Origin of the sequence: Vibrio sp. 2CM40D, from assembly GCF_023161825.1 — a bacterium.
Taxonomy (GTDB): domain Bacteria; phylum Pseudomonadota; class Gammaproteobacteria; order Enterobacterales; family Vibrionaceae; genus Vibrio; species Vibrio alginolyticus.
The window spans coordinates 447620-471185 of record NZ_JALNTL010000003.1 but is presented as its reverse complement, the minus strand read 5'-3'; the positions used below and the strand labels follow the sequence as shown (position 1 = coordinate 471185).

15 protein-coding genes are annotated in these 23566 nt (G+C 44.6%); 2 read left to right on the top strand and 13 right to left on the bottom strand.

Annotation, left to right across the window (positions count from 1 at the left end; all coding sequences use genetic code 11):
* Positions 1 to 2: 2 nt before the first annotated feature.
* From tssE to MTF70_RS08575, 11 genes are all read right to left on the bottom strand, one after another.
* Positions 3 to 413, bottom strand: a complete 411-nt coding sequence (tssE, locus tag MTF70_RS08625) for a type VI secretion system baseplate subunit TssE (RefSeq protein WP_005373376.1) — start codon at positions 411 to 413, stop codon at positions 3 to 5.
* 61 nt (positions 414 to 474) lie between these two features.
* The gene (tssC, locus tag MTF70_RS08620) at positions 475 to 1950 is read right to left on the bottom strand and encodes a type VI secretion system contractile sheath large subunit (protein ID WP_005373378.1); all 1476 of its coding nucleotides are present in this window, start codon (positions 1948 to 1950) and stop codon (positions 475 to 477) included.
* Between the two features lie 8 nt (positions 1951 to 1958).
* Positions 1959 to 2465 carry a type VI secretion system contractile sheath small subunit gene (tssB, locus tag MTF70_RS08615; RefSeq protein ID WP_005373381.1) on the bottom strand — a complete coding sequence of 169 codons (507 nt, stop codon included), beginning with the start codon at positions 2463 to 2465 and terminating at the stop codon, positions 1959 to 1961.
* A gap of 26 nt (positions 2466 to 2491) precedes the next feature.
* On the bottom strand, positions 2492 to 4066 hold the full coding sequence (gene tssA / locus MTF70_RS08610) for a type VI secretion system protein TssA (protein ID WP_064369335.1): 1575 nt from the start codon (positions 4064 to 4066) through the stop codon (positions 2492 to 2494).
* Positions 4053 to 6053, bottom strand: a complete 2001-nt coding sequence (locus MTF70_RS08605) for a protein kinase (protein ID WP_042523531.1) — start codon at positions 6051 to 6053, stop codon at positions 4053 to 4055. The genes tssA and MTF70_RS08605 overlap by 14 nt, the downstream gene beginning before the upstream one ends.
* Before the next feature lie 237 nt (positions 6054 to 6290).
* Positions 6291 to 7235, bottom strand: coding sequence for a hypothetical protein (locus tag MTF70_RS08600; RefSeq protein WP_005386097.1), 945 nt, complete (start codon positions 7233 to 7235; stop codon positions 6291 to 6293).
* Positions 7228 to 8220 carry a DUF2169 domain-containing protein gene (locus MTF70_RS08595; protein WP_042523528.1) on the bottom strand — a complete coding sequence of 331 codons (993 nt, stop codon included), beginning with the start codon at positions 8218 to 8220 and terminating at the stop codon, positions 7228 to 7230. Before MTF70_RS08595 ends, MTF70_RS08600 begins: the two co-directional genes overlap by 8 nt.
* The gene (locus MTF70_RS08590; RefSeq protein WP_205461068.1) at positions 8201 to 9526 is read right to left on the bottom strand and encodes a hypothetical protein; all 1326 of its coding nucleotides are present in this window, start codon (positions 9524 to 9526) and stop codon (positions 8201 to 8203) included. The genes MTF70_RS08595 and MTF70_RS08590 overlap by 20 nt, the downstream gene beginning before the upstream one ends.
* A gap of 94 nt (positions 9527 to 9620) precedes the next feature.
* Positions 9621 to 10103, bottom strand: a complete 483-nt coding sequence (locus MTF70_RS08585) for a hypothetical protein (protein WP_025767908.1) — start codon at positions 10101 to 10103, stop codon at positions 9621 to 9623.
* A gap of 2 nt (positions 10104 to 10105) precedes the next feature.
* Positions 10106 to 12184, bottom strand: a complete 2079-nt coding sequence (tssI, locus tag MTF70_RS08580) for a type VI secretion system tip protein VgrG (RefSeq protein WP_042523523.1) — start codon at positions 12182 to 12184, stop codon at positions 10106 to 10108.
* Positions 12185 to 12256: 72 nt separating this feature from the next.
* Entirely contained in the window at positions 12257 to 12775 is a 519-nt protein-coding gene (locus tag MTF70_RS08575; protein ID WP_005373415.1) for an Hcp family type VI secretion system effector, read from the bottom strand.
* 456 nt (positions 12776 to 13231) lie between these two features.
* Between MTF70_RS08575 and tssH the strand changes: the two genes are divergently transcribed.
* Together tssH and MTF70_RS08565 are read left to right on the top strand one after the other, a co-directional pair.
* Entirely contained in the window at positions 13232 to 15910 is a 2679-nt protein-coding gene (gene tssH / locus MTF70_RS08570; protein WP_042523611.1) for a type VI secretion system ATPase TssH, read from the top strand.
* The gene (locus MTF70_RS08565; RefSeq protein WP_054574684.1) at positions 15897 to 17528 is read left to right on the top strand and encodes a sigma-54-dependent Fis family transcriptional regulator; all 1632 of its coding nucleotides are present in this window, start codon (positions 15897 to 15899) and stop codon (positions 17526 to 17528) included. The genes tssH and MTF70_RS08565 overlap by 14 nt, the downstream gene beginning before the upstream one ends.
* Positions 17529 to 17646: 118 nt before the next feature.
* Here the strand turns inward: MTF70_RS08565 and MTF70_RS08560 are convergent, their stop codons facing one another.
* Together MTF70_RS08560 and MTF70_RS08555 are read right to left on the bottom strand one after the other, a co-directional pair.
* Complete coding sequence (locus tag MTF70_RS08560; RefSeq protein ID WP_176311472.1) at positions 17647 to 22338, bottom strand: OmpA family protein; 4692 nt, start codon at positions 22336 to 22338, stop codon at positions 17647 to 17649.
* Entirely contained in the window at positions 22331 to 23566 is a 1236-nt protein-coding gene (locus MTF70_RS08555; protein ID WP_042522645.1) for a hypothetical protein, read from the bottom strand. Before MTF70_RS08555 ends, MTF70_RS08560 begins: the two co-directional genes overlap by 8 nt.

The following is a 23566-nucleotide window of genomic DNA, read 5'->3' as shown; positions in this document are numbered from 1 at the left end:
TACTAAACGTTAAATTGGCCGTCGGTTCCCATGTAGACATCGATCGACATTGGGACTTTACCGCCGTTATGGGAAACTTCGCCGCGAATACCAAAGCCGAGTTGTAATGGATTATGGTGGTCTTCACGGTAATGAACCTCGACATTAAGCAGTCGGGGCTCAAAGCGTTCTATGGTTGACGTGATGTTTTTTTGAATATGGCGAACGAGGTTTGTGTTGTTAGAAAGTACGTCGTTAAAATCTGGCAGACCATACTCATTGTCGATCATTGCGTTGCCGGAGTGCGTATTCAACAAGTCAGCGAGATGCGAGTGAATGGATTCAATCAAATGCTTATGAGACACCACTTTCTCGTAGCAGTTTTTTGGTTCTCCTAGCTCGATCCGCTCTAAAAGACGGTAACCTTTTTCCATATGCGGTCCTACGAAAAAAGCAGCCAGTCTTCACTGGCTGCTTGATGGTTTCAGTAATGGGTTATTGGTCTAGCTTACCAACTAGAGACAAGTCGAAGCTTGCGCCCATGTACTTGAAGTGAGGACGTACAGACATCGATACTTTGTACCAGCCTGGATCGCCTTCTACGTCTGATACTTCAACCTTCGCAGCGCGAAGTGGGCGGCGACCACGAACTTCCGCTGGCGGGTTCTCCTGGTCAGAAACGTATTGACGAATCCACTTGTTCAATTCGATTTCTAGGTCAGAACGCTCTTTCCAAGAACCAATTTGCTCACGCTGTAGCACTTTGATGTAGTGCGCTAAACGGTTGATAATGAACATGTAAGGAAGCTGAGTACCTAGCTTGTAATTCATCTCGGCTTGTTTGCCTTCCGGCGTGTTCGCAAACACTTTTGGTTTTTGAACAGAGTTTGCAGAGAAGAACGCCGCGTTGTCAGAACCTTTACGCATGGTTAGCGCAATGAAGCCTTCTTCCGCTAGCTCGTACTCACGACGGTCAGAAACCAGGATCTCGGTTGGGATCTTAGTCTCGATTTGACCCATAGCTTCAAAGTTGTAAACCGGTAGATCTTGTACAGTACCACCGCTTTGAGGACCAATAATGTTCGGACACCAACGGTACTTAGCAAATGATTCACTGATCTTAGACGCCATCGCGTACGCTGAGTTACCCCATAGGTAGTTATCATGGCTGTCTGTCACTTGCTCATCGTAGTCAAACGCCTTAATTGGGTTATCTTCAACAGAGTAAGGCGTACGTAGCATAAAGCGAGATGTACATAGACCTAAATAACGTGCATCTTCGTGCTCACGCAGACCACGCCATTTCGCGTACTGTGGGCCTTCGAATACAGACTTCAGATCTTTTAGGTTTGGCAGCTCTTCGTAGCTGTCTAGGCCAAAGAATTTAGCCGATGCCGACGTTATGAATGGTGCGTGAGACATTGCACCTACGTTCGCCATATATTCCATCAGTTTGATGTCAGGCGACGAGGCAGACATAGCGTAATCACAAATGACTGCGCCAACAGGTTTACCACCGAACTGGCCGTATTCACGTGTGTAGATTTGCTTGTACAGGCCAGACTTCACCACCTCTGGAGCGTCTTCGAAGTCATCAAGAACTTCGTCTTTCTTCGCAGAGATCAGTTCGATTTGAATGTTCTCGCGGAAGTCAGTGTGATCAACCAGGTACTTAAGGCCACGCCACGTTGATTCAATCGCTTGAACTTCTTCGTTGTGAAGAATTGCATCAACTTGCTTAGACAATTTTTGGTCGATTTCAGAGATCATCAGATCAACCAGAGATTGGTCGACTTTCTCTGTGTTCGAACTGCTTAGTAGCTCACTGATGAATGCTTCTACGCCGCGTTTTGCAACGTCAAAACCTTCATCACTTGGCTTTAAACGTGTTTCGTTAAGAATGCTATCCAGAAGTGAGCCTGATTCAACTAAGGCTGCTTCTTGTTCTGGCGCTTGTGCTTCTGCAGACATGATATCCCTTACTCTTCTTTCGCGTCTTGGTCGTTGCCAATGCTTAGTTCATCCAACAGTTTCTTTCTCGCTTCTTCATCTTGAAGAACCGATGCGATCTTCTTACGGAACGCAGGAACATTTCCTAGAGGACCTTTAAGTGCAACCAAGGCTTCGCGAAGCTCAAGTAGGCTGTTTAGTTCAGGTACACTTTTCGCGATCGCTTCAGGAGAGAAGTCCTTCATGTTTTGGAACGTCAGATCAACACCAATCTGGCCGCCTTCTTCATCAGAAAGACGGTTTTCAACGTTGACTTTAACGTTTGGAGACATGCCCTCTAGCACTTCGTTAAAGTTGTCTTTGTCGATGTTAATTGGAGTACGTTCTTCAATTGGTGTCTCATCTGCACGCGCAGTAAAGTCGCCAACTACCATCATGCTTAGCGGCAGCTCTACGTCTTCTTGCGTATCGCCAGTTGCTGGAACATAACGGATATTAATTCGCTCTTTAGGAGCCACCGAGCCGTCACGTGACATAATTCGTTCCTTATCTAACTCTTTAATTAGTCGTAAATTGCTTTCCACTCTTCATACTTCTCAGGTAGAAGATCCTTGCTTCCAAATAACCGATGGAGTGTTTTTCGAATTAGGTCTTCTAACTGTGACGATAAGTGGGGTTCCCAGCTCGCGAGATTAAACGCTTTTTGTACTTCCCACCCCTTCTCAAGATACGGCAAACACAACGGGTATAATCCAACAGACTGGTAAGCTGCTATCAATTGTAAATACAGCATGAACTGCCCACGTCCCGAGCTATCCAGCTCAAGTTTGTGGGCAAGCTCTGCGGCACATTCCCCTAGATTTTCTAGAGTGATATCCTCCACTGGCAGCGAGTCTTCCTGCGAAATCACAACCGTTTGAACAACGGGTTGAGAAGTCGAAGAAGTAGTATCTTGAGTCGATAACCAGCTCAAGGTCGCTTCATCTGCAAATGGTATAGAATTCTTAAATGAGAGGTGCTCGATGCCCTCTAGCGATTCAACAAAACGCGTCACTTCTTGTTTCACAGCAAGTGCTGCATCATCAAAGCCCAAGTTATTAAGCATCGAATACACGAAGTAATGGCCCGTCAGCCAAAACGGCGCATCCGTTAATGTGCGCTCCAAACGCTTAATCGTGTCGATGTCGCTTTCTTGGTCTGCTTTATCTCGGTATTCCGCTTGTTGATCGGACGACACTGCCAAGCTCAAAGGCGTTTGATTGTTTTGATGGTCGGGTAGACCATCAATGTCATCCCAAGTCAGATGACGATAAATCCGGTAAGCCAGCGGATCACTTGGGTTCGCATGAAGCATGACTTCCGCAACCTTCTTCAAGGTGCGCTTAGAAGCCGTCGGCGAAGAGAAGTCCGTATCGACATCGACTTCTTTTGCTACCGCTTTCTTAACTGGCGCAGGTTTAGGGGCCGGCGGAACCGCCTTCACCGGTGCGGTTTGCACTTCACTCTGCGCTGGCGTTTCTTCGGCAGCAGGCTGCGTAGCTGGTGCAGGCGCCGCTTGTTCGACGTTAACGACTGCATCATCGCTCTGCTCATCAGCCACCGCTTGTTGAGATAAGACATTGAGTTGAGTGCGAATCTCAAAGAAATCCGCTTCTGAGTCTTGGTAAACCTCGTCGTACTGGCGCTGCACTTCTTCAATAGTCGAAATGCAGTTTGATACCAAATCCCATGACTGAGCGCTTTCCGCTAACTTGCTGCTGACCAGTTTAAACTGATGGTTCAACCATTCGACCGCGCCATCTCGACCCCGCTTTCGCGAAGGATACAATTCAACGCCAAAGCGACTTAACGCCTCACTAAGCAGCTTTAGACCTTGTTCAAAGCCTTGCAGACCAAACTCTTCTGTTAGCGCGCGAACGAGGTAACAAATGGCTTTTAAGTCTTTACTGTGGTGCTCTAGAACTTCAGTCGCGTGCGTTTTTACCACGCTCCAATCTACTGTTTCGCCAAACAAGGAACCGAATTTCTTCACTTCGGACTCCATCATTTCATAGCAAAACTCGTAACGGGCATCGTTTCCCACTGGAGATTCATCAGAAATAGGATTAAGCAGACGATCGATATCAATGTTGGACAAAATTCACGTCTCCTTCAGTCAAGTAATCTCTCAACGCACGCGCTACCGCAATTGCGCCATTTGCTGGCTTAGATAATCGATGGCTCTGCTCAATTGCATCCGACGCCATGCTATCTAGAATTTTCGTGATTTCTGTAAATTTGCTTGGTGCATTCCGTTCTAAATCGGCAAGGGATTCATGTAGCTTTTGTTTGTCGTAAACGGATTGCTCCATCACGGTGCTAAACAAAATAAATTCGCTTCTTGCGACGATTAAATCCTTTATTTTTTTGTCTAGTTCTGGCGTATTACCGAAGTAGGCTTTGGCTAATTCGGCTTCTTCAATTGCTTTGGTGTAAAAGTGCGCCTCTGCATGTTTATCGATGGAGTCATTAATATTTTCCATCACAGCCTTTGGTAAGATTTGGTTGTAGAAATAGGCTTGTGACTGGTTTAATAACCATGCCTCTTTCATTTCATTTTCTGCGAGCTTAGCTTCACCATCTAAAATTAAGCGAGCAATCTGCTTATCTCGACTGCCAGCTATGGAAGATACTTTCATGGAATCGATAGACGCGACATTTAATCCAGACATCACTTTAGTCAACGCCTCATCCGCATATGGAAACAGAGCACCGTCACGAACAAGGGTTTCTCGCAAGGTGACAAGCTCCTTACGTAACTCGACTAATGCCATTGGTAAGCCATCCGCTAACGATTGATACGACGTTAACTGAGCCTGTTTTTCTTCATATAAATTCGAGAGGCTTAACTGCTGAGCTTGATATGCTGTTCGATAAGCTTCTGTCATATCAATACTCTGAGTAGCTTGAGACAATTCTTCTTTGATTTTCCATGGAGGCTGAGCCAAAAAAGAAGCCGTTTCAGAGGGCGTAATAACGTGAGTTACAGTAGTGACACCTCGGGAAAAAATGGCATCCAATTGATCTTTATTCTGTTGATATAAATAACTTCCTGCTGTTGCCAGCACACTCAACACTAAGCTCGCCTCTAATATTTTAAAGCGACCATACGCCGTTTTATCATTTGGCTTACAGTGTGTAAGCAGCAAGTCCGCGTTACGCAAGCTACTGAAAATTGGTGCGTTAGAATTTGAGCTAATTGATTGCGTATCGATTCGCGCTAACTGCTGAGCAAACGAAATAGCGGTATAGCCATGCCCTCTTGGTTTGTTGATGACTTCTTTCAGCAATTTCCAAATATGAGCCGGGATCAAAGCCGGACGCTTTCGGTCTTTTAACTGCTTATTCCAAGCATCACCAAATATTGAGCCTAAAAATAGATGTCCAGCGAGCAAAGCGAGAGAGTAAACATCATCTTGCGGTTCCGCGATGCCAGTTTCTATATAAAGAGGGGAAGCGTAGCTCAAGCTTGCTTCTGCGTAAGGTTCTGTCTCTCCAATGTAACGAGCAGCGCCGAAATCAATGAGCTTAACGTAATCGCCTTCACTCACTAATACGTTAGATGGTTTAATATCAAGATGGCAGATACCTCTTGTATGCATAAACTCTAGAGCGCCAGCGAGTTGATACACCAACCAAGCGATGTGGTCGTGGCGGAAGCCTTTAGAAGAATGACGATCCATTTTTTCTGCCAGTGATTCACCTTGGATCCACTCGTACATCAAATATGGGCGTTCGAATTCGTTGCCGATTTTTACAAAGTTAGCCACGCTAGGGTGTTGAGAAAGCTCCAGCCTGCTCGCTTCGTTAATCAACATTTTGCTCGCAAATTCTGGCGAGTCATCATTGATAACTTTGCAACAGATTTGCTTCTCTGGCTGCCCTTTTTTTGCAAGATGGTAAACCGTTGTCTTACCATTTTTAGAAGGAAGCTTGTCTAATACATCAAACTGTGAAAAAAGCACGTACTCAAGCTTCGGCTTATTTTTTTCTGCTAGCCTTTGCTCATTCAGTTTCTTTTTCTCAATAGCTTTAACAACCAACTGATCGATATATCCTTTGGCTGTACTCTGATTATTAGACACTTAGTACTCTTTCATAGAATAAATATTATTAGAGTTGAATAATATTTTCTTGAACGTACTTGTATCAAGGTTGGTATTTAAAACAAACAGTAAGCCTATTATTTTAGTTATTATTACTAACTTATTAGACCTTTTTACTTACGCTTTCACTGCATGAGTTATACGCTTTTTCGTGTTACAAACTTCAACCTAATAATATGAGTATATTTTCATTGCTATTTGATCGATGAGTGCCCACTAACATTGCAGTAATTGGAGAACTCCTTTGTCACCATGAAAGTCGAACATTAACAATGTAGTTGGTTGCTTAAAGTGGTGCTCTCTGACCGCAAAGGCAATTAAAGCGAGAGAAGAACAACTGCCCATCGTGCCCCACAACTCATTGATAAGCTGCGGTTGTTCTGGGTTCGTGAATCGTTCTGCTTTAGCTCCCAGAGCAAAACCGTAATCTTCCGAGTGCATGCGAAGGTTCGTCATATCGGAATACACTTCACCAAATGAATCGAGCTTTTTACTCGCACGTTGAACAAGTCGAAACATGCCTCTTCGGTCTGAAGTGTTTAATTCCGTATCAATGTAGCCAAGCTGCGCTTGAGGCTTAAGTTTCAATGTTTCTACGGTATTTCTTCGACAAAGAATTAAACCCGCCCCACCCTCACTCGGAATAACGCCCCATGGATTATTGGTACTCATTACCATCGCATCGTCGATGAGTGTTTGCATCGAACTCACCAAGGTATCGACACTGATACACATCATAGCATCGTATTTATCCAATGATTTCATGGCCTGGAGAACGAAACTGGGCCCACTGGCATGAACAGCATTCACCACAGAGAGAAATTCAGCATAGTTACTTTCACCAAGCCATTCTTGCACCTTTACTAGTGAAACAGACGCAGGCACCGCTATAAGCAAAGGTATTGGTCTCAATGAACGTGGTAACTGTGCTAACAATGAATCAAGCAAGTGGGTGATTAACTCACACGTTTTCTCAAACTGCTCACTTTCTTTGGTGTATTCGATTTTGGCGTAAGTAAAACGCTCGATACCATCATCCCCTACACATTGGTCGAATCTTCCTAAGTCAGCATACGAAACTGCACTAGCAATATCTAAATTCATACCGGTTGGCGTCATCACTTCCATCCCTAGCACGTAACGGCCTGTTGAATTATGCATGCTCGCTTACCTCTTCCAACTTAGTGATGGATGTCGACACCAACAAATGTTCCTTGCCCTGACAAGGAAACGCAGCGGTGTAACTGATTGATATAGTTTTCTTTTCCGTATCAACGAATAAGGTGTACATCGCCATATCAGCTTGATAACTTTGATCTTTGAACGTCGCGATCGCACGGTATTTTTCTTTAGGAATTCGAAATGAAAGCGTGTCATCATGACAAAAGCCACTCATCATCAAACGCTCCCCCCCACGAAGGAAGCCTTTGCACTGTTGATCAATAGGCGCGCTTTGGAAGAACCGCTTATCAAAATCGAGTGGCAACATTGGCTTGCGATTCTCAATCCAATCGTCATCGAACGTGCCGGCCAGCTTCTGGCGCGACTCAAAGAACGGAGGCACTGGCCCGAACCCCGCAACGCGTAGTTTTTTCGCGGCGGCACTCCAGTCCTCTCGGGGATAAAAAATCGAGGGCACTTTCTGTTCAAGCAATTCTTTGTTGGAGTCGGCAACCCCACCACCTATTCGGTTACGTAAATCACCGCCTACCGCGCAAGTGTAATCAATGTCTTTTTCAATAAATGGGACTGGATTGCTCAGCGTGATACTGCCAGCATGCTCAACCCATACGCGTTCCCCGTGAATAGCGAGAGTCTTATCGATATGACCATCAATCAGCACACGACACTCTTGGTATGTCACTGGCTTTTTCGCGTAGCTGCGCGCTTTGCCGTAAACAAGTACATCTGTGTTTTCTTTGGTATACGCGAACTCGTGGTCAACTTTCATCGCAGAGAAGCCTTCTTCGCCCAAATATTGGGGATCATCGAAGATTTCACTTTCACCTAATTCGTGCCAAACCACACCATCGAATTGCCATGTGCGTTTGGCGACTACAACCCAGACTTCATCGCCGTTTTCGTCACGTTGAAAACGACCTTTGAGTGATAGCTCAGGGTACGCCTCAATATCCCATAACTGCATTGCTATTCCTTAAGTTGAATCGTTCGCTCGCAGAAGGTGCGGCCTTTAAATTGTCAAAGTTCCAGTCTTGTTGATGAATCGGCATTGCCATATCCCAAGGCACGTAGGCTCTGGATTGAATACAGAGTTGACGCCATAGCCAATCGCGGAACAGCACATCAACGTTAGAATCTTGCATCGCAGCTAACGTAGACTCGAAGCTCAATGCGTAACCCAAGCGGCTTGGTAGATTTTGGATATATTTTTCATCTTCCACCCACTCATTGAGCAGATCGACAATCTCTTCCCATTCATACTCGACACCAACATCTTGCGGATTCAGAGGAAGAAGCTTTCCGTAGACGACATACAAGGCTTGAAGCCAAATTTCACCCTCAGCTTCACCTTCCTCCAGACTTTCCAAGTGCTCGATGATTTGGGGTACCAGTTTCCAATCACCACCCAGCGCAAAATCAACAGGTGCTAATGAAGAAGAGATATCAAACGCCTCAAACTCTTTTAACTCAAGTAACTTGGCATAAGTGAGCACTTGCGCTGATGGTAATCCATTTGGTTCGATGCCAAAGCACTGACGGAGCCAAGTGCCTCTGTCACGTTTGGTAATCAAACGTTCAAATAGATATTGTTCGCTGCCTGCATTGTCATTGAGCCAATCAATCCCCTCTTTCACGTCTTGTAAAGCGAGCAGTGGCAAAGCAACATGAGAGCTAATGATGCTGGCTTTGTGCCAGCGCTTGATGAGAGAAACACTTAATGTTTGACGTACACGTAAGCATTCAAAGTAAAACGCACTGGATGTCGCATTACCCTCAATAAGCTCCGAAAGCGTGCTATCCATAGATTCAACCGGAGATTGTACGGCAATGACCATTGCGGTTTTAGCGTCAATATCTTCGAGTAAACTCAAGCCGCACAAAAGGTTATCCAACGCTGAGCCCAACTCGCCTTGTAGCATCAGCCAGCTGTAGATTTCTGGCTCCTGGCCTCTTAACTGATGAATCAACCCCGGTGCTAACCGATAAAACGACAAGTACACCTGCTTCAGTTCTTCAATTTGGCGTTCAATCAGCTTGAGATACGCCAACTCACGACTTGGATAACCCCTTTTGTGAATTTGAACTCGCTGCCTGATTAAAAAACCGATACTTTCAGAAGCAATGGACAGCTTTTCATTACAGAAATCCAGCCATGTTACTGGCAATTGGGAAAGGTCGTTCACAGCGCGCTCAGCTTTTGCTAACGCGCCTTCGACTTCTTGATTGGTTATGGGTGCCTTTAGGTGCTCGACACCGATTCTTTGTCGCATCTAGTTATCCGTTATTAGCGTGCCATAACGCGATTGCAATTAGTTAATACAAAGTAATTAGCTAACTCGACGTAAATTAGCTAATGCTAGGTAATTAGTTAATTGCGATCGTTCCGCCTTGAATTTTTTGTGCTTTTTCTGCTTGAGAGGTGACGTACTTCGCTTTAGTGGTAATTCGTCCATCGCGCCCGCTATAGCGAGTTTCTGTCTCACCACTTTTGACTACCAACTCTTGTTCTGTCTCGATAACCATCTTCTTCGCTCGCAATACAAACTCGTCAGAGTCATCCAGAATGGAGAAGAAAATGTCCGTCACAAGAGGCAAGCTTAAGTCGTCGTTCAAAAATTCAACTCGACAACTTAATCGATTATCGATAGCCATTTGCAGCTCAGAACGACGAAAGCCACGTCCTAGTCTCGCAGTGAGTGGCTGCTTAAATGGGTTACCATCAAAATCAACTCGCACACTGCCCGTAGACTCATTGATAGCCACTATTCTTCCAAAACGCGAAAAGCAAGCCGTTGATTCGGCTTGCTGCTCTGATATTACTTCTGTTGTAAGAGGTTGTTTTTCCATTGTTAGTTAACCACTACGTTGCCACCTTTCACGACGACTTTGTCACTGCCTTCGATCGTAATAGCCGAGCCTGATAACTTTATTGAACCATCACTGTTCATCACTAAAGAGGAACCACCCGTTTTCAATACAATCTTGTCGCCACTGATAATTTGCGTTGCACCATCGGCTTTATAAGCGGTGTTCCCTTTCACTGATACCGTTAAGTTGCCACCAATCGTCTGGTTATCATCCGCACCAATATCTGAACTCTTAGACGCACCGATAGTAAGGTTACTGTTTTCGCCAATATCTAAGTCATCATTTTTACCGATCTTAGTCGTACGGTTATCACCAATTTCTAAGTCAGAATTGTTTTTCACATACTGGGCTTCGTTCGCGTTGTATGTGACGGTAACGTCTTGCTCGACTGTCTCGGTAAACGTACTGTTTACTTGTGTCGTTTTATGTCCATGAATGGTTTCTTTATGGTCACCATGAACTTCATTCGTTTGGTGACGTGCAACCTTCAAGAATTCATCTTGACCGATATCACGGTAACGGTTGTTGAGCACCTTGGTCGACATGTCTTTTTGAGCGTGAATATAGACTTCTTCTTGGTTCGCTTCGTCTTCAAAACTCAACTCGTTGTAACCTGTTCCTTTGTGCGTTTGCGTGCGGAACGTGGTACGAGTTTTGTTTTCTGGCAAAGAGTACGGTGGGAAATGCAAACCGTTGTAAACTGCGCCCGTAACTAACGGACGATCTGGATCCCCCTCAAGGAAAGTCACTACGACTTCATGGCCAATACGCGGCAAATAAACTGCGCCCCATGTTGGCGCCGCCATGGATTGGCTTACACGAATCCAACAGCTTGAATGTTCGTTGTTATCACCGTAGCGATCCCAATGGAACTGTACTTTCACTCGACCAAGCTTGTCGGTGTAAATCTCTTCACCTTCTGGTCCTACAACAACCGCCGTTTGAGGGCCATCAACCACTGGTGCTGCTAGTTTAGGCGCTTTAAACACCACATCACGTGGAATACACGAGAACTGGTTGTAGTAAGTGGTTGGCATACCACTCGCTTCATCTTCATGCACTTGCGGATCTTGACCTGTGTGCATTACAGACAACATAAGGTAATCGCGGTTAATCTCAGAACGCGGGTGGTCACTGACGTTAAAGCTGTAACCAGATGCTAAGCGCATTACGTCACTCGTTGCTTCCACTTGTTGATTATCGACTATGTGTTCCGACATCCACTCCGTGGTTCTCACCTGACCCATCAGCGGGTCAACGTATCGTCCAGGATAATCAAACTGCTTGAGATCTTGGTCTAGCTCGCCAGCCTGTGTCATCTCTTGTGGAATTTTAGGGTGTTCGTAGTTGTAATCTGTGTACGTAACCTGTCCTGTTCTAACGCGGTTAACTAACTCGAGATCAGAGATATGTTCGCGATCGGCAACACCGCCACCATCGGCATGATAAACAATCGGCCCAATGTAAGAAGCATTTAGTGGCGAGCTTATCAAAGGTGCAATCGCGTCATTACTGTCGACAATGACCATCGTATGATTTGAATCGCTATGGTCAAAGTAATACCACATACCGTGTTCAGCCATCATACGCTGCACGAAGTGCAAGTCAGACTCACGGTATTGCAGAACGTATTCTTTTGGAGGATAAGTACCCGACACTTCAAATCGGTAATCGGTGACTGCCCCATCATCGAGTACTTCTGTGATGATGTCTTGCGCTGACTTTTGCTGGAAAATACGACAATCTTGGCGCTGAGATAAGAACCAAGCTTGAGGAACCAAGACTAATTGATAACGAGAAAAACGACGTCCAGTTCCTAAGTAACGCACTTCATTCACCACGCCGTTGAACACACGCGCAGCCCCAACACCTTGTCCGTAAAGTGTCAATGTTCCTGCTTTACGTATTAACTCATCGAACGAGATATCTGGATCAAGTGAAAGTAATGAGAGATTGATGTGGAAAGGCTTAGATAACTCTTCATGAACATGAAAGCTCTCGACCCGAAATTCATGCCCACATCCAGGCACTTCAAATTTAAATTCTACGTCATTCACCATATCTTTTACCTGATACAAATAATCGAATTAGGGCCAACAATCGTTGGCCCTGAATCTTTACGCGACGAGCAATTAAGCTTCGCGTGGAGCACGCCAGTCGTCGTTACCCGCAGTACCACAGTTTTCGTGAGTTACTTCGATCGCACGGTAAGTGAACTTAAGCACTTCTTCTGTCACGCGGTCAGCTGTTGCTGCGTCTTGACAGTGGTTCATACGAGTTTGGATATCGACAAGTAGCGCATCAATCAATTTGATTGAGTAGTAGTGCTCTTGTTTACCTTGAACTGAAGTGCGGTAGAAGCGGATCACACACTCAGGAAGTTTTTCGCCAGATACTAGTGCGTTGAATAGTAGTGGAGATGAGCGATCTTGAACTTTAGTTACAACAAGTGGACGGTGTACACGTTGACCAGTTGGCTGACCACTTTGTGGATCACGTGGAACAGTTAGCACGTGATCAAGTTCTTGTACTAGGAACTCATCAACATGAGCTTCTTGCCATGTGTTACCTACTGAATCTGCAGAGTAAGTATCTTTAGTAATATGGCCTTGAGTCTCACCTTGGATAGACATATATGCTGGAGTTGGCATCGCTATTTCCTTTTCTAAAATCTGTTTTGTTTAAATCACCAAATCGCTTATCACCGCGACTACTTGGTATAATCAAAGTCCGTGCCAACTTTAAAAACAAAATAAAAACAACAACTTATACAAATTAAGGCATTATTCACTAATATCTTGAGTACAATTTATTGGATAAAAAACCAAAAAGTTGGATTAAGATAATAATAAATTGTTCTAACTTTAAAAAGTGAAAATAACCATATAAAACTGTGTAAATAAAGTCATTAAAACTAATAAATCCGACACTTTTACTATCAATTAATTTAGAATAACAACGCCATTAAAATAACCACAAACATTAATGTCACAATAATCATTAAAAATAACCAACAAACGATAGTCAAAATATCTTGATAAAAAAAGAACGCAATCACTTTTAGTATAATAGCCGCTACCTCTTTTCCTCTAAAGAATAAAATGGCTATGATAAATATAAACCTTTCTTCATTAATTCAGCGTCTACACCCGATTGCAAAAGTAGCATTAGAAGACGCCGCTGCACTTGCAGTCTCTGAAAAAGCAAACGAAGTTCAAATTGAGCATTATTTACTGAGTCTATTAGAAAGGCCAAATAGTGATTTTGACGTCTTATTAAGTCATTTTGATTGTTCTGAGAACTTATTAAGACAATCGGTTCGATCCACACTCGACACCAACGCCAAAGGAAATGGCAGCAAACCTGTTTTTTCTGCTTTATTAATCGAATGGTTGCAAGAAAGCTGGCTGGTTTCTTCTTTAGATCTATCCGAAACACAAATCCGCTCTGGTGCCTTACTCCTTACTCTTGTTAGCAACCCTCTCCGTTACGGCCAACATGGTTACGCCTCTATCCTTGAAGCGGTAAACCCTGACAGCCTTAAGCGTAACTTTGCAGAGCTAACAAGCCACTCTATTGAGGCGCAAGTTGCTACTTCAGAGAAAACACAAGCTCGTGAGGATGGCTCAGCACTGAGCAAGTTCACGACAGACTTCACTGGTAAAGCACGCAAAGGCGAAATCGATCCTGTTTTCTGCCGTGACCAAGAAATCCGCCAAATCGTGGACATCCTTGCTCGTCGCCGTAAAAACAACCCTATTGCTGTTGGTGAACCGGGCGTTGGTAAAACCGCAGTAGTAGAAGGTTTGGCACTTAAGATTGTACAAGGTGACGTACCAGACAACCTCAAAGGTGTTGAGCTTTACGGCCTGGACATGGGTCTTCTGCAAGCTGGTGCAAGCGTAAAAGGCGAATTCGAAAAACGCCTAAACGCAGTATTGGATGAAGTGAAAAACTCGCCAACCCCTCTCATTCTTTTCATCGATGAAGCACACACCCTTGTTGGCGGCGGTAACCAAGCGGGCGGCAGCGACGCGGCAAACTTGCTAAAACCAGCCCTAGCACGTGGTGAAGTGAAAACCATCGCCGCAACAACATGGTCGGAATACAAGAAGTACTTCGAGAAAGATCCTGCCCTTGCACGTCGTTTCCAATTGGTGAAACTCGACGAACCATCTCCTGAACAAGCAGCATTGATCATTCGTGGTCTGCGCCCTGCTTATGAAAAATCACATAACGTTTACGTGCGTGACGATGCTATCACTGCTGCGGCAGCACTTTCTGCTCGTTACATCTCTGGTCGTCAACTGCCAGATAAAGCCATTGATGTTCTAGATACAGCATGCGCGCGAGTGAACATCAGCCTTAATGCCATTCCTGCTTCTGTTGAAACTCTGCAGCAAGAACTTGCAGCTCAACAGCGCGAGCTAGAAGCTCTTGAGCGTGATGCTCTGCAGCAAACTGGCGACAAGCACAGCCTTGCTAACATTCCAGACCTAAAACTGGCAATGGAAACAACGAAAGAAGAGCTAGCAGAACAAGAAGCGCAATGGCACAAAGAAAAAGAGCAGATCCAAGAGATGATTGCTCTACGCTCTCGCTTACATGAACTGGTCTTTGGCGAAACAAATGAAGAAGAGCTTGTTGCAGACGAAGATTCAGAACAAGAGCAAGACGTTTCTCCATATGCAGAAATGGATGAAGAAGCCGTTCGCATTGCAATTTCGGCCTGCCAAGAACAGCTAGATGTAATCCGCAATGGCAACCCACTGGTTCACTTTGAAGTGGGCCCAGATGAAGTCAGCCATGTGATCTCGGACTGGACTGGTATTCCAATGGGTAAGATGCTTCAAGACGAAGCAGAAACCACGCTAAAACTGAAAGAAAGCCTAACACAAAGCATCAAAGGCCAAGAATACGCTATCGATGCACTGTCTGAAGGCATTCAAACCGCAAAAGCAGGCTTAGGCAACCCAGACGCACCAACAGGCGTATTCCTGCTGGTTGGCCCAAGTGGCGTGGGTAAAACCGAAACTGCTCGTGCAATTGCTGATCAAATGTTTGGTGGTGAGCGCTTTATGACGACCATTAACATGTCTGAGTTCCAAGAGAAGCACACGGTATCTCGCCTAATTGGTTCACCTCCGGGTTACGTAGGTTACGGCGAAGGCGGCATGCTGACAGAAGCGGTTCGTCAACGTCCATATTCTGTTGTTCTTCTTGATGAAGTGGAAAAAGCCGACCCTGAAGTGTTGAACCTGTTCTACCAAGTGTTCGACAAAGGCACGCTGAACGACGGCGAAGGCCGAACCATCGACTTCAAGAACACGCTGATCATCATGACCAGTAACCTTGCAACACACGAGATTGAATCTTTGGTTCATCAATCAAAAGACATCGATGCGAACATCATCGCAGAAGCTATTCGCCCTACTTTGAACCAACACTTCAAGCCAGCGCTGTTGGCACGTATGTCAGTACTACCATTTGTTCCGCTGTCTGATGAAGCAATGACAGAAATTATTCACCACAAGCTGAATAAAGTTTCTCAGCGTCTACAGAGCCATCACAAGTTGTCGCTAAGCTACGAAGACAGCTTGGTTGAGTTCGTACTAGGTAACTGTCGCCTTGCTGAAACGGGCGCGCGTAACATCGACGCGGTCATCAACCGTCAGTTACTGCCTCAGCTATCGACACAGCTATTGGTGCATGATAAGGATGATTCACACACGCAAATCACAGTTTCTGTCGATGAGCAAGGAACACTGACCTATGCGTTCAGCTAACCATAGCGAACTTAGCAACGCCCTACTTGCGATCAGCCAATCTTTGGCTGATCGCAGCCAGCTTACCCAAACATTGGATGCCGTGTTGACCGCTGCGAGACAAATGACCTTAGCAAAGCACGGCATCATTTATGTTTTGGACCAGACAGGACAGGCGTTGATTCCAAGTACCGCTCACCACAACGATAAAACCGTCGTTTCCCACCCTTGGGAAGCATTACAGCTAGACTCAGCCAGTGAGAACGACCCATTTAACTTTGCGATTCGTAATGGTGAAGTGGTGTTGATTAACGAGTTATACAAATACAACGGCTACGACTGTGAAAGCATTTATCAAACAGAGCAGACATTGGGACTAAAAAGCGAGAACTTACTGGCTTGGCCTTTGATTGATAGCGAAAGCAAAACCATTGGGCTGTTAGTCTTACTCGATTTGAATGTCATTGACAACGAGGCAGCCTTGACTGAGTTTTGTCGAATGGCAGCGAGTAACATTCGTCAAGCCGTTTGGTTAGAGCAATATGGGCAAGTGATTAAAAATCTCAATGCCGACAATCAAGCCCTAGTGCGCGAGAACACTCAGCTCAAAAAACGTACTCAGAAAGCCTATCAAGGTCCTATTGCAGAGAGCGAAGAAATGCTCAATGTCTTGAATCGTCTTGATAAGGTGCTATCTCTTCCTGTCGACGTTCTGTTGCGTGGTGAAACGGGCGCAGGTAAAGAGGTGATCGCGAAATACATTCACGAAAACTCTAACCGTTCAGAACAGCCTTTGATCGTACAAAACTGTGCGGCAATTCCCGAACAGTTGTTAGAGTCTGAACTGTTTGGGCATAAGAAAGGTTCATTCACGGGCGCGGACAAAGACAAAGTCGGTTTGTTTGAAGCAGCCAACGGCGGCACGCTTTTCCTAGATGAAATTGGCGATATGCCAATGCTACTGCAAGCAAAATTGCTGCGTGTGCTACAGGAACGTAAAGTTCGCCCAATCGGCACTAGCAAAGAGATTGAAGTGGACGTTCGCGTTATCGCCGCAACCCACTGTAATCTTATGCAGCAAATCAAAGATGGCGGATTCCGTGCCGATTTGTTCTATCGTTTGAATGTGTTCCCTATTACATTACCACCATTGAGAGCTCGCAAGTCAGACATTATTCCCCTTGCCGAACATTTCGTGCAACACACCACCAACACGCTAGGTTTGCCGCAAGCACCAGGGTTAAGTGCCAACGTACGTAAACAGCTCCTTGCCTACCAATACCCAGGGAACGTGCGTGAGCTTAAGAACATCATTGAGCGCTCGGTGCTACTGTCCGATTTTGAAACTATTACTCACATCGAGTTTGGCGAACAAATCCCAGAAAGTGTGCCAAGTATCGACATGAAAGCAGCTTCATCTACCCCAGAGCAACCTACTTACGAGCAGCAAGCACAAGCGGATTTAGAAGACGTTTCAAAGAGCCTTAAGGACGTTGTCAGCCAATACGAGCGTACAGTAATCATCGATTGCTTAAATGCTTGCAATTGGCACACCAAGAAGGCCGCTGAGCAATTGGCGCTTCCAATGAGCACTCTCAACCATAAGATGAAGAAATACGATATTTCTGCAGCGGGTTAAGCGAGAAGCGAGAAGCGAGAAGCGAGAAGCGAGAAGCGAGAAGCGAGAAGCGAGAAGCGAGAAATCTTACTTCAGTTTCCATTGATAAGAAAAGAAAAACCGCCCGAAGGCGGTTTTTTTATTTATTGAGAATCGACGCTTCAATGATAGTTGCTAAGTATGGGTCTCTAATCCAAGTTACCAAACGTTCTGTACGCTCTTCAGGTTTCAGTTTTGCCCAGTTGATGTACATATCTTTATCAACTTTATAGCTTGGGTCTTCACAATCAGAAAAATAAGATAACTCATCTACATTTTTGTACTGCCTGCCCAACGACATCTCAAAGCTTTCAAGTTTAAACGGCGTTTTTTCCGCTGTATTACGTTGTACTAGAGAGGACACCTTTAGAACTGCTTCTTGGAATCGACCAGATGTCGAGACAACGGGTCCAAATGGTCGAAGCCCCTTGATTTCTTGCCCGTTCAGCGCTTTAAATGCGAACTCGAAACGAGACGCGTAGACCACCTTACCATCGAAATCTTCATCCATGTCTATGTTGGATAGAGCCTCAGAGACAAAATCTGCGTCTATATTTTTGTTAATCACATCGCTGTCATCTAGCGTCCATTTAGAACCGTCTTTCTTTAGTATCCCAATATAAGTAAGGTTACTTAGATACTCAGGACCAGCGGTAGTTTCAGATCCGAATACGGCTTCATTATCAAAAGTAGTAGATAGCTTTAGTGAAACTGGAACACTTTGCCATTCGAGGTTTTGTCCCTCATACGACTCTTTTCTGTGCTTGCCACCAATAAGCATAACTTCCATAGCGAATGACTTATTCGAAGTCCAATCAAAACCTTTGAGCTCATCAGCAGTAGTGAACATACTGTCTTCGTTCATAAACTGTCGTTTATTTCCGTAGTTGACCGCAATCGCACTGTGCTTAATGTCATCGATAACAGGCTTTGTCGGGCCTTTATGAACTTTACTATGTAAGACAAAATCTAGCGTTAACAAATCTTTCTCTGACACACTATTTCCGTTCGCAATAAAGCCCGATTTAGCAGAGAGTGTATAGTTATGGTTTGTATCGACTCCTACAGGAATCTGTCTAGGTGACGTAATAAATCGTCCGACTGTCTTGTCCACTCGTACTGGTAGCTTATAGTTGCTTCCAGATAGAGTGAACTCATAGGTCATATTTTTGAAGCCACCGCTGTTTACATATTCTTTGAGTACATCTTGTTGGGAGTCAATTTTTATCACCTGCCCAAAAATCGGACCGAGAGCAACTTGAGATAAGTATCCGCTATAATCGACTAAATCGTGCTTAGCGATCAAAGGCTTCACTCCAGAGAAGACATCATCGCCAAAGTAAAAATACGGTTCAAACTCACAACCAATAAGGACTTTGCCGTCTGCTTTTTCCGCCTCAAAAAATTCGGCCAACTCACCTTTGGGATCTACACTAAATTCCTCGTGTTTCATCGGCTTGAACATCAAATTAAACTTAGGTCCACTGGTATTAAGTAAACCGTCAGTGCGCTGATAAGACATCTCACACTGAAACACATTTGACGTCATCTGTTTCAGACTTTGTTTGCCTAACACCATTTGCCACTTCAAACGGTGGAAAGGCGATAATCGCACCTTTTTATTTGCTTTTAATCGTACCTTCTCCCACTCATCAAAGGTGACCCATTTAGAGTTGTCATGAGGCTCAGAGACTAATAACCTAACGAACCCTAGGTCCTCTTCTGATAATTTTTTAGACTCAACATTAAACTGTGTCGCAAACTCCACTAAGCCTCGTTGTTGATCGCGATTATAGAGCTTGTCTTGCACTGGAAACGCGACATTAAACGCCCCAGAAACGTCTTTCCTTTTTGGAGCAATATAGTTGGCTTTGTTACGAGTAATGATTTGTTCAGCTATTTCTTCACCGTAACTTTCAACTAATTGCTTGCGTCCCTCACGACGCATGAGTTCTTGGATCCACAAGTTGCACAAGTTTTCTTTTAACTCTGTGTTTAATATCCAACCATCGGTTTCAATATATCGCTGAATGTATTCATCGATAGCTAATATTCGCCACTGTTCTGTGAACTCTTGTTCGCCCTCAGCACAAGCTCTTTGAATCAAAAGCACCAAACCATTAATAGCAAGTGCACGGCGTTGATAGCGCTTAATCAGCTCCTTTGCACCCGTAGCTTTTCCTAAGTGCTCAACTAACGCATCTGATGACGTAAAATACACCTCAGTCAATTGCGTATTAATCTCAGCCAATGAATCAATAATCTCTGTGGTTTCATGGCTAAGTTGTTCAATTGCAGATACGCTTTTTCTAACCTCGTTGTAAGAAGACAAGTAATAATCAAAGAGTGCAGAGTCAAGCAACTGGGCACCACTCATCAGCATTTTTCCGCCTTCTTTGACAACGAAAAAGCCTCTTGCTGCCTGCCCTATTATCGGAGCATAGCAAGCCATACCAACGATCATCTCGAAGATAGCTAGCTTGAGCTCTTTTGCAATTGCTTCTTCTCCCAAGTTCGCATTTAACTGAGCTAAACGCGCTTGCTCCATAGCCTTAAAGCCGAGTCGACTCGGTGGAATTCTCGCCGCAAACTCTTGTAGGTAGATTCGAACCTCAACACGTCGGTTAATATTAAGTTGCGCGTTTTCGCGTTTGATTTCGTTGTTTGGTACCTCGACTATCGGTCGACGTTCGCCAAAAAATCGAATGTCACTAACTGAAGAAAAGAACTCAGCAACATGCTGCGCTCGCTGCTGCGAAAGGTTTTGGTTATATTCTGAATCACCGTTTTGACAGGCATGCCCTTCGATTTCAACAACGGCATTTGGAATCTTAGATAATTCTTTATCGACAGCAGCCAAATATGACAAGTGAGGGGCTTGAACCTGGTTGTTATCAAAAGGAAAAACCAAACGTAAACCGGCACCTTTATGGTCTTTAACAAACATTGCACTGTCTTCAGCAACGTCATTAGGAATGCTGTCAGTAAACGTTACATTGTCGCCTAACTTATCTATGATTTGCTTAAGTAGTAATTCCCCGCTCTTCAGACTTTCTTTCCAGACAGGTACCCAGTTCAGATAATCGCGTGATACCTGCTCAAAATAACTTTTCCTGAGTTTAGCTTTCTCTTCTGCTAAGCGTAATTGCTCGCTTTTGTCAGTGATCGCTTTTATCTCATAGAAGGTGTTGATTGCATTGAGCCCTGCACCAGCAAAGGGCGACAAAAAGCTTTTGATACTGCCGTTACCTGTCAACCACGTTCTAGCAGCACTCCCCGCCACAACGTGGGCATTACCATTTCTCGCAGGTTCAATCACCTTGGTAAAGAACTTACTTTTGTCAAACCCCTTCTCTTTGAGGAGCACTTTTAAGCCCACTTGTGCTGCACGCTCGGATTCCGATGCCGCTTGGCGTAAATCTTGAAGAGTTTGGTAAGCTGCTGCGGTAGCCGATACCCCAAATGAAAACTCCAATGCCGAAATCATGGCTGGAGGTAATGCGCCCTTATCTACTTGCCCCCAAAACGTGTTTGCTAAACTTCCAACCACGTCGTGTTTACTGGAGGGATTTTGATGAATATTAATGCCAGCATTAACCAAACTTGGCGTAACTTTTGTACCAATCTCCCACAGCGCAGCACTCATACTGGCAGTCGTTCCGCTATTCTCTAGGTTTTCAAGCTCTCCCATTCGGAAGGCTTGTAGAGCTTTAAACTGCGTAGGAAATTGGTATATCAAAGACTCTTCAAGTGAGATCATGTCGCCCGCAACAACCGCGATCTTACCAAAAGGTGTCGTTTGGCTAAGCGTGATGTATTCTCGTAGCTCGTAGCTAACTTTGGAGATAAGTCCAACCTCATCATATTCTTTAGTTACATTAGTGGCATTTAATGCAAACTCAGGGATCTCATCAATGAGTTCAATGTCAAAAGTCACCTCAATGGTGTACATACCATCAATAAAAACGTCCGACGCCAACGGAAACAACGCAATTGGGCGATGCGAACCGCTGTTTTGCTCAAGTTGTGCTTGCGTTATGGTATTTTTGCCCTGCAGGTTTAGGTGCTGTCCGGTCTCCTCATCAAAACGAGTAACTTTAACAATTGCATCAGCATACTCTTGTGTAGAAAATGCTACGGCGAGAAATGAGAACGTGGGTACAATAAAGCCACGAATGGGCTTATCTTCAGGAACAGAGTCATACCATTTGTTATATGTAGCTTGCTCATCCGTTAGTGCTTGAGTGCCTGCTTCATATTTAGGCGCGAGTTGTGAGCGCTTTACTTCTGTAACAGCGTATTCCACTTTTTTTTCTAGCGAGTTCAGTGCTTGATCACCGTCATACCCCTTTAGCTTTTCTAAGATAGAGACAAGGTCTGCACACGTCTTTTTCATTGGCCGAGCATCACTCTGTGCACCAATCGCCAACTCTGTAAGCATTGACCATTCAGGAAAAGACAGCTTGTACGTCTTCTGTGTTAGTTCATGTACTGGCGAGCGCAGTGCCAAAACCTGATTGATGCTGGTTTTTTGGTTTTTCTGAATAGAATCGCCCAGTACATGTAAACGACCTAAGTCGTCTGTCGCCCAAAGGGCTGCGCTTTCCTCTCCTAAGTTTTTGGCAATGGGAAGCCGTGACATAGGGCGAATTTTTTTCAACTCTTCCAATGAGGTCAGGTCTTTTTCGATATTGAGTTCTTTATATTGAGGGTTCTGTGCATCCCCAACATTAGGAAAATCGACACCAAACAAATAGACATCTGTTGGTAAATACTTAAGGTCATTACTCATCGTTTTCTACCTCCAGAAAACGCCCACCGTTAGCATCGGCATTATAAAGAACTGGGGTTTTAGCTACTCTTCCAGAATGAATCACCTTCCATGACTGTCGACCTTTTCCGGTCAACTCATAGCGATAATCAGATCCATAGCGTTTTATGGTTATTACTGCTGCTCCAGTCTGGGTTTCTCGGCCATCATTACTAATGTTAACCACCTTATCGTAAACTTTCTTTTCCTCTCCTTCGTCAGAGAACGCAAGCCACGTTTTTTCCTCAACATTGATCAAAACTTTACGGTATGAGTTCACCGCCCATACGTACTTACCATTAGGGCTGATGGCAGTTTGGCGGTAGATGCGCTTCTCAATATCGATGGAGTCTTCAAACTCTTTTTCAGGTAAAATCGTGTATAACCGTTCGAGAGTCTTGGCGTCATAAACTCCCACCCCCAAGCCCGCGGCATTGATTAACTTGCCATCTACAATGACCGTATCTTCAGACAACGGTACATCTACCTCTTCTTTGGTTCCTGTCGCGAGTGTGTATTTAAAACGCTTAAAACCATCTGAGAAGTAGATGTAACTAGAGTCGTCCGCCCAGACCAAATATGGCTTAGTCCGCGCGCTCCCTAGCTTAATGGTCTGTTGCGTTTTTAAGTCAAAAATGGCTTTTATCAGAGGCTCTCCATAACTGTATGCATAAGCCACATAACGATTGTTAGGTGAACGACTCATCGTAAAATTCTGTGGTGACGCGGTGCTTGGCATATCATCCGTGACTAAGCGTAAATCTGTCCCATCAATTTTCATGCTCCAGATTTTATAGCCATTTTCGTAATCGTTTACGAGAGGGTCTCGAGAGCCAACATTATTCCACCAAAACTGAATTCGAGGTTTGTCATAGGAACTTGCATCAGATAAATCTTCACGAGGCCACTCTTTTGCTCTGCGAACAGCATAGCCTGGTTTTACGGGAAGTGTACCTGGGTATTCAGGCTTGGACAGATCTTCAGAGTAAACAATAAAGTTGTGCTCACTTTGCCATTGGCAGCGTGGTCCTGTCACATCTTTGCGTTCTAATGACGTTGTTTCACCAACATTGTAACAAGCCTTTTGAGTGGGTTCTTTTTCTACGGATTGTGTTGTTGCAGTATTCGAAGTTTGATTACTTTCGTCACCACAGCCTGTTAATAACATAGCTGTCGACAGAAGCATGATACTTAACGTTGTTCGTTTCAT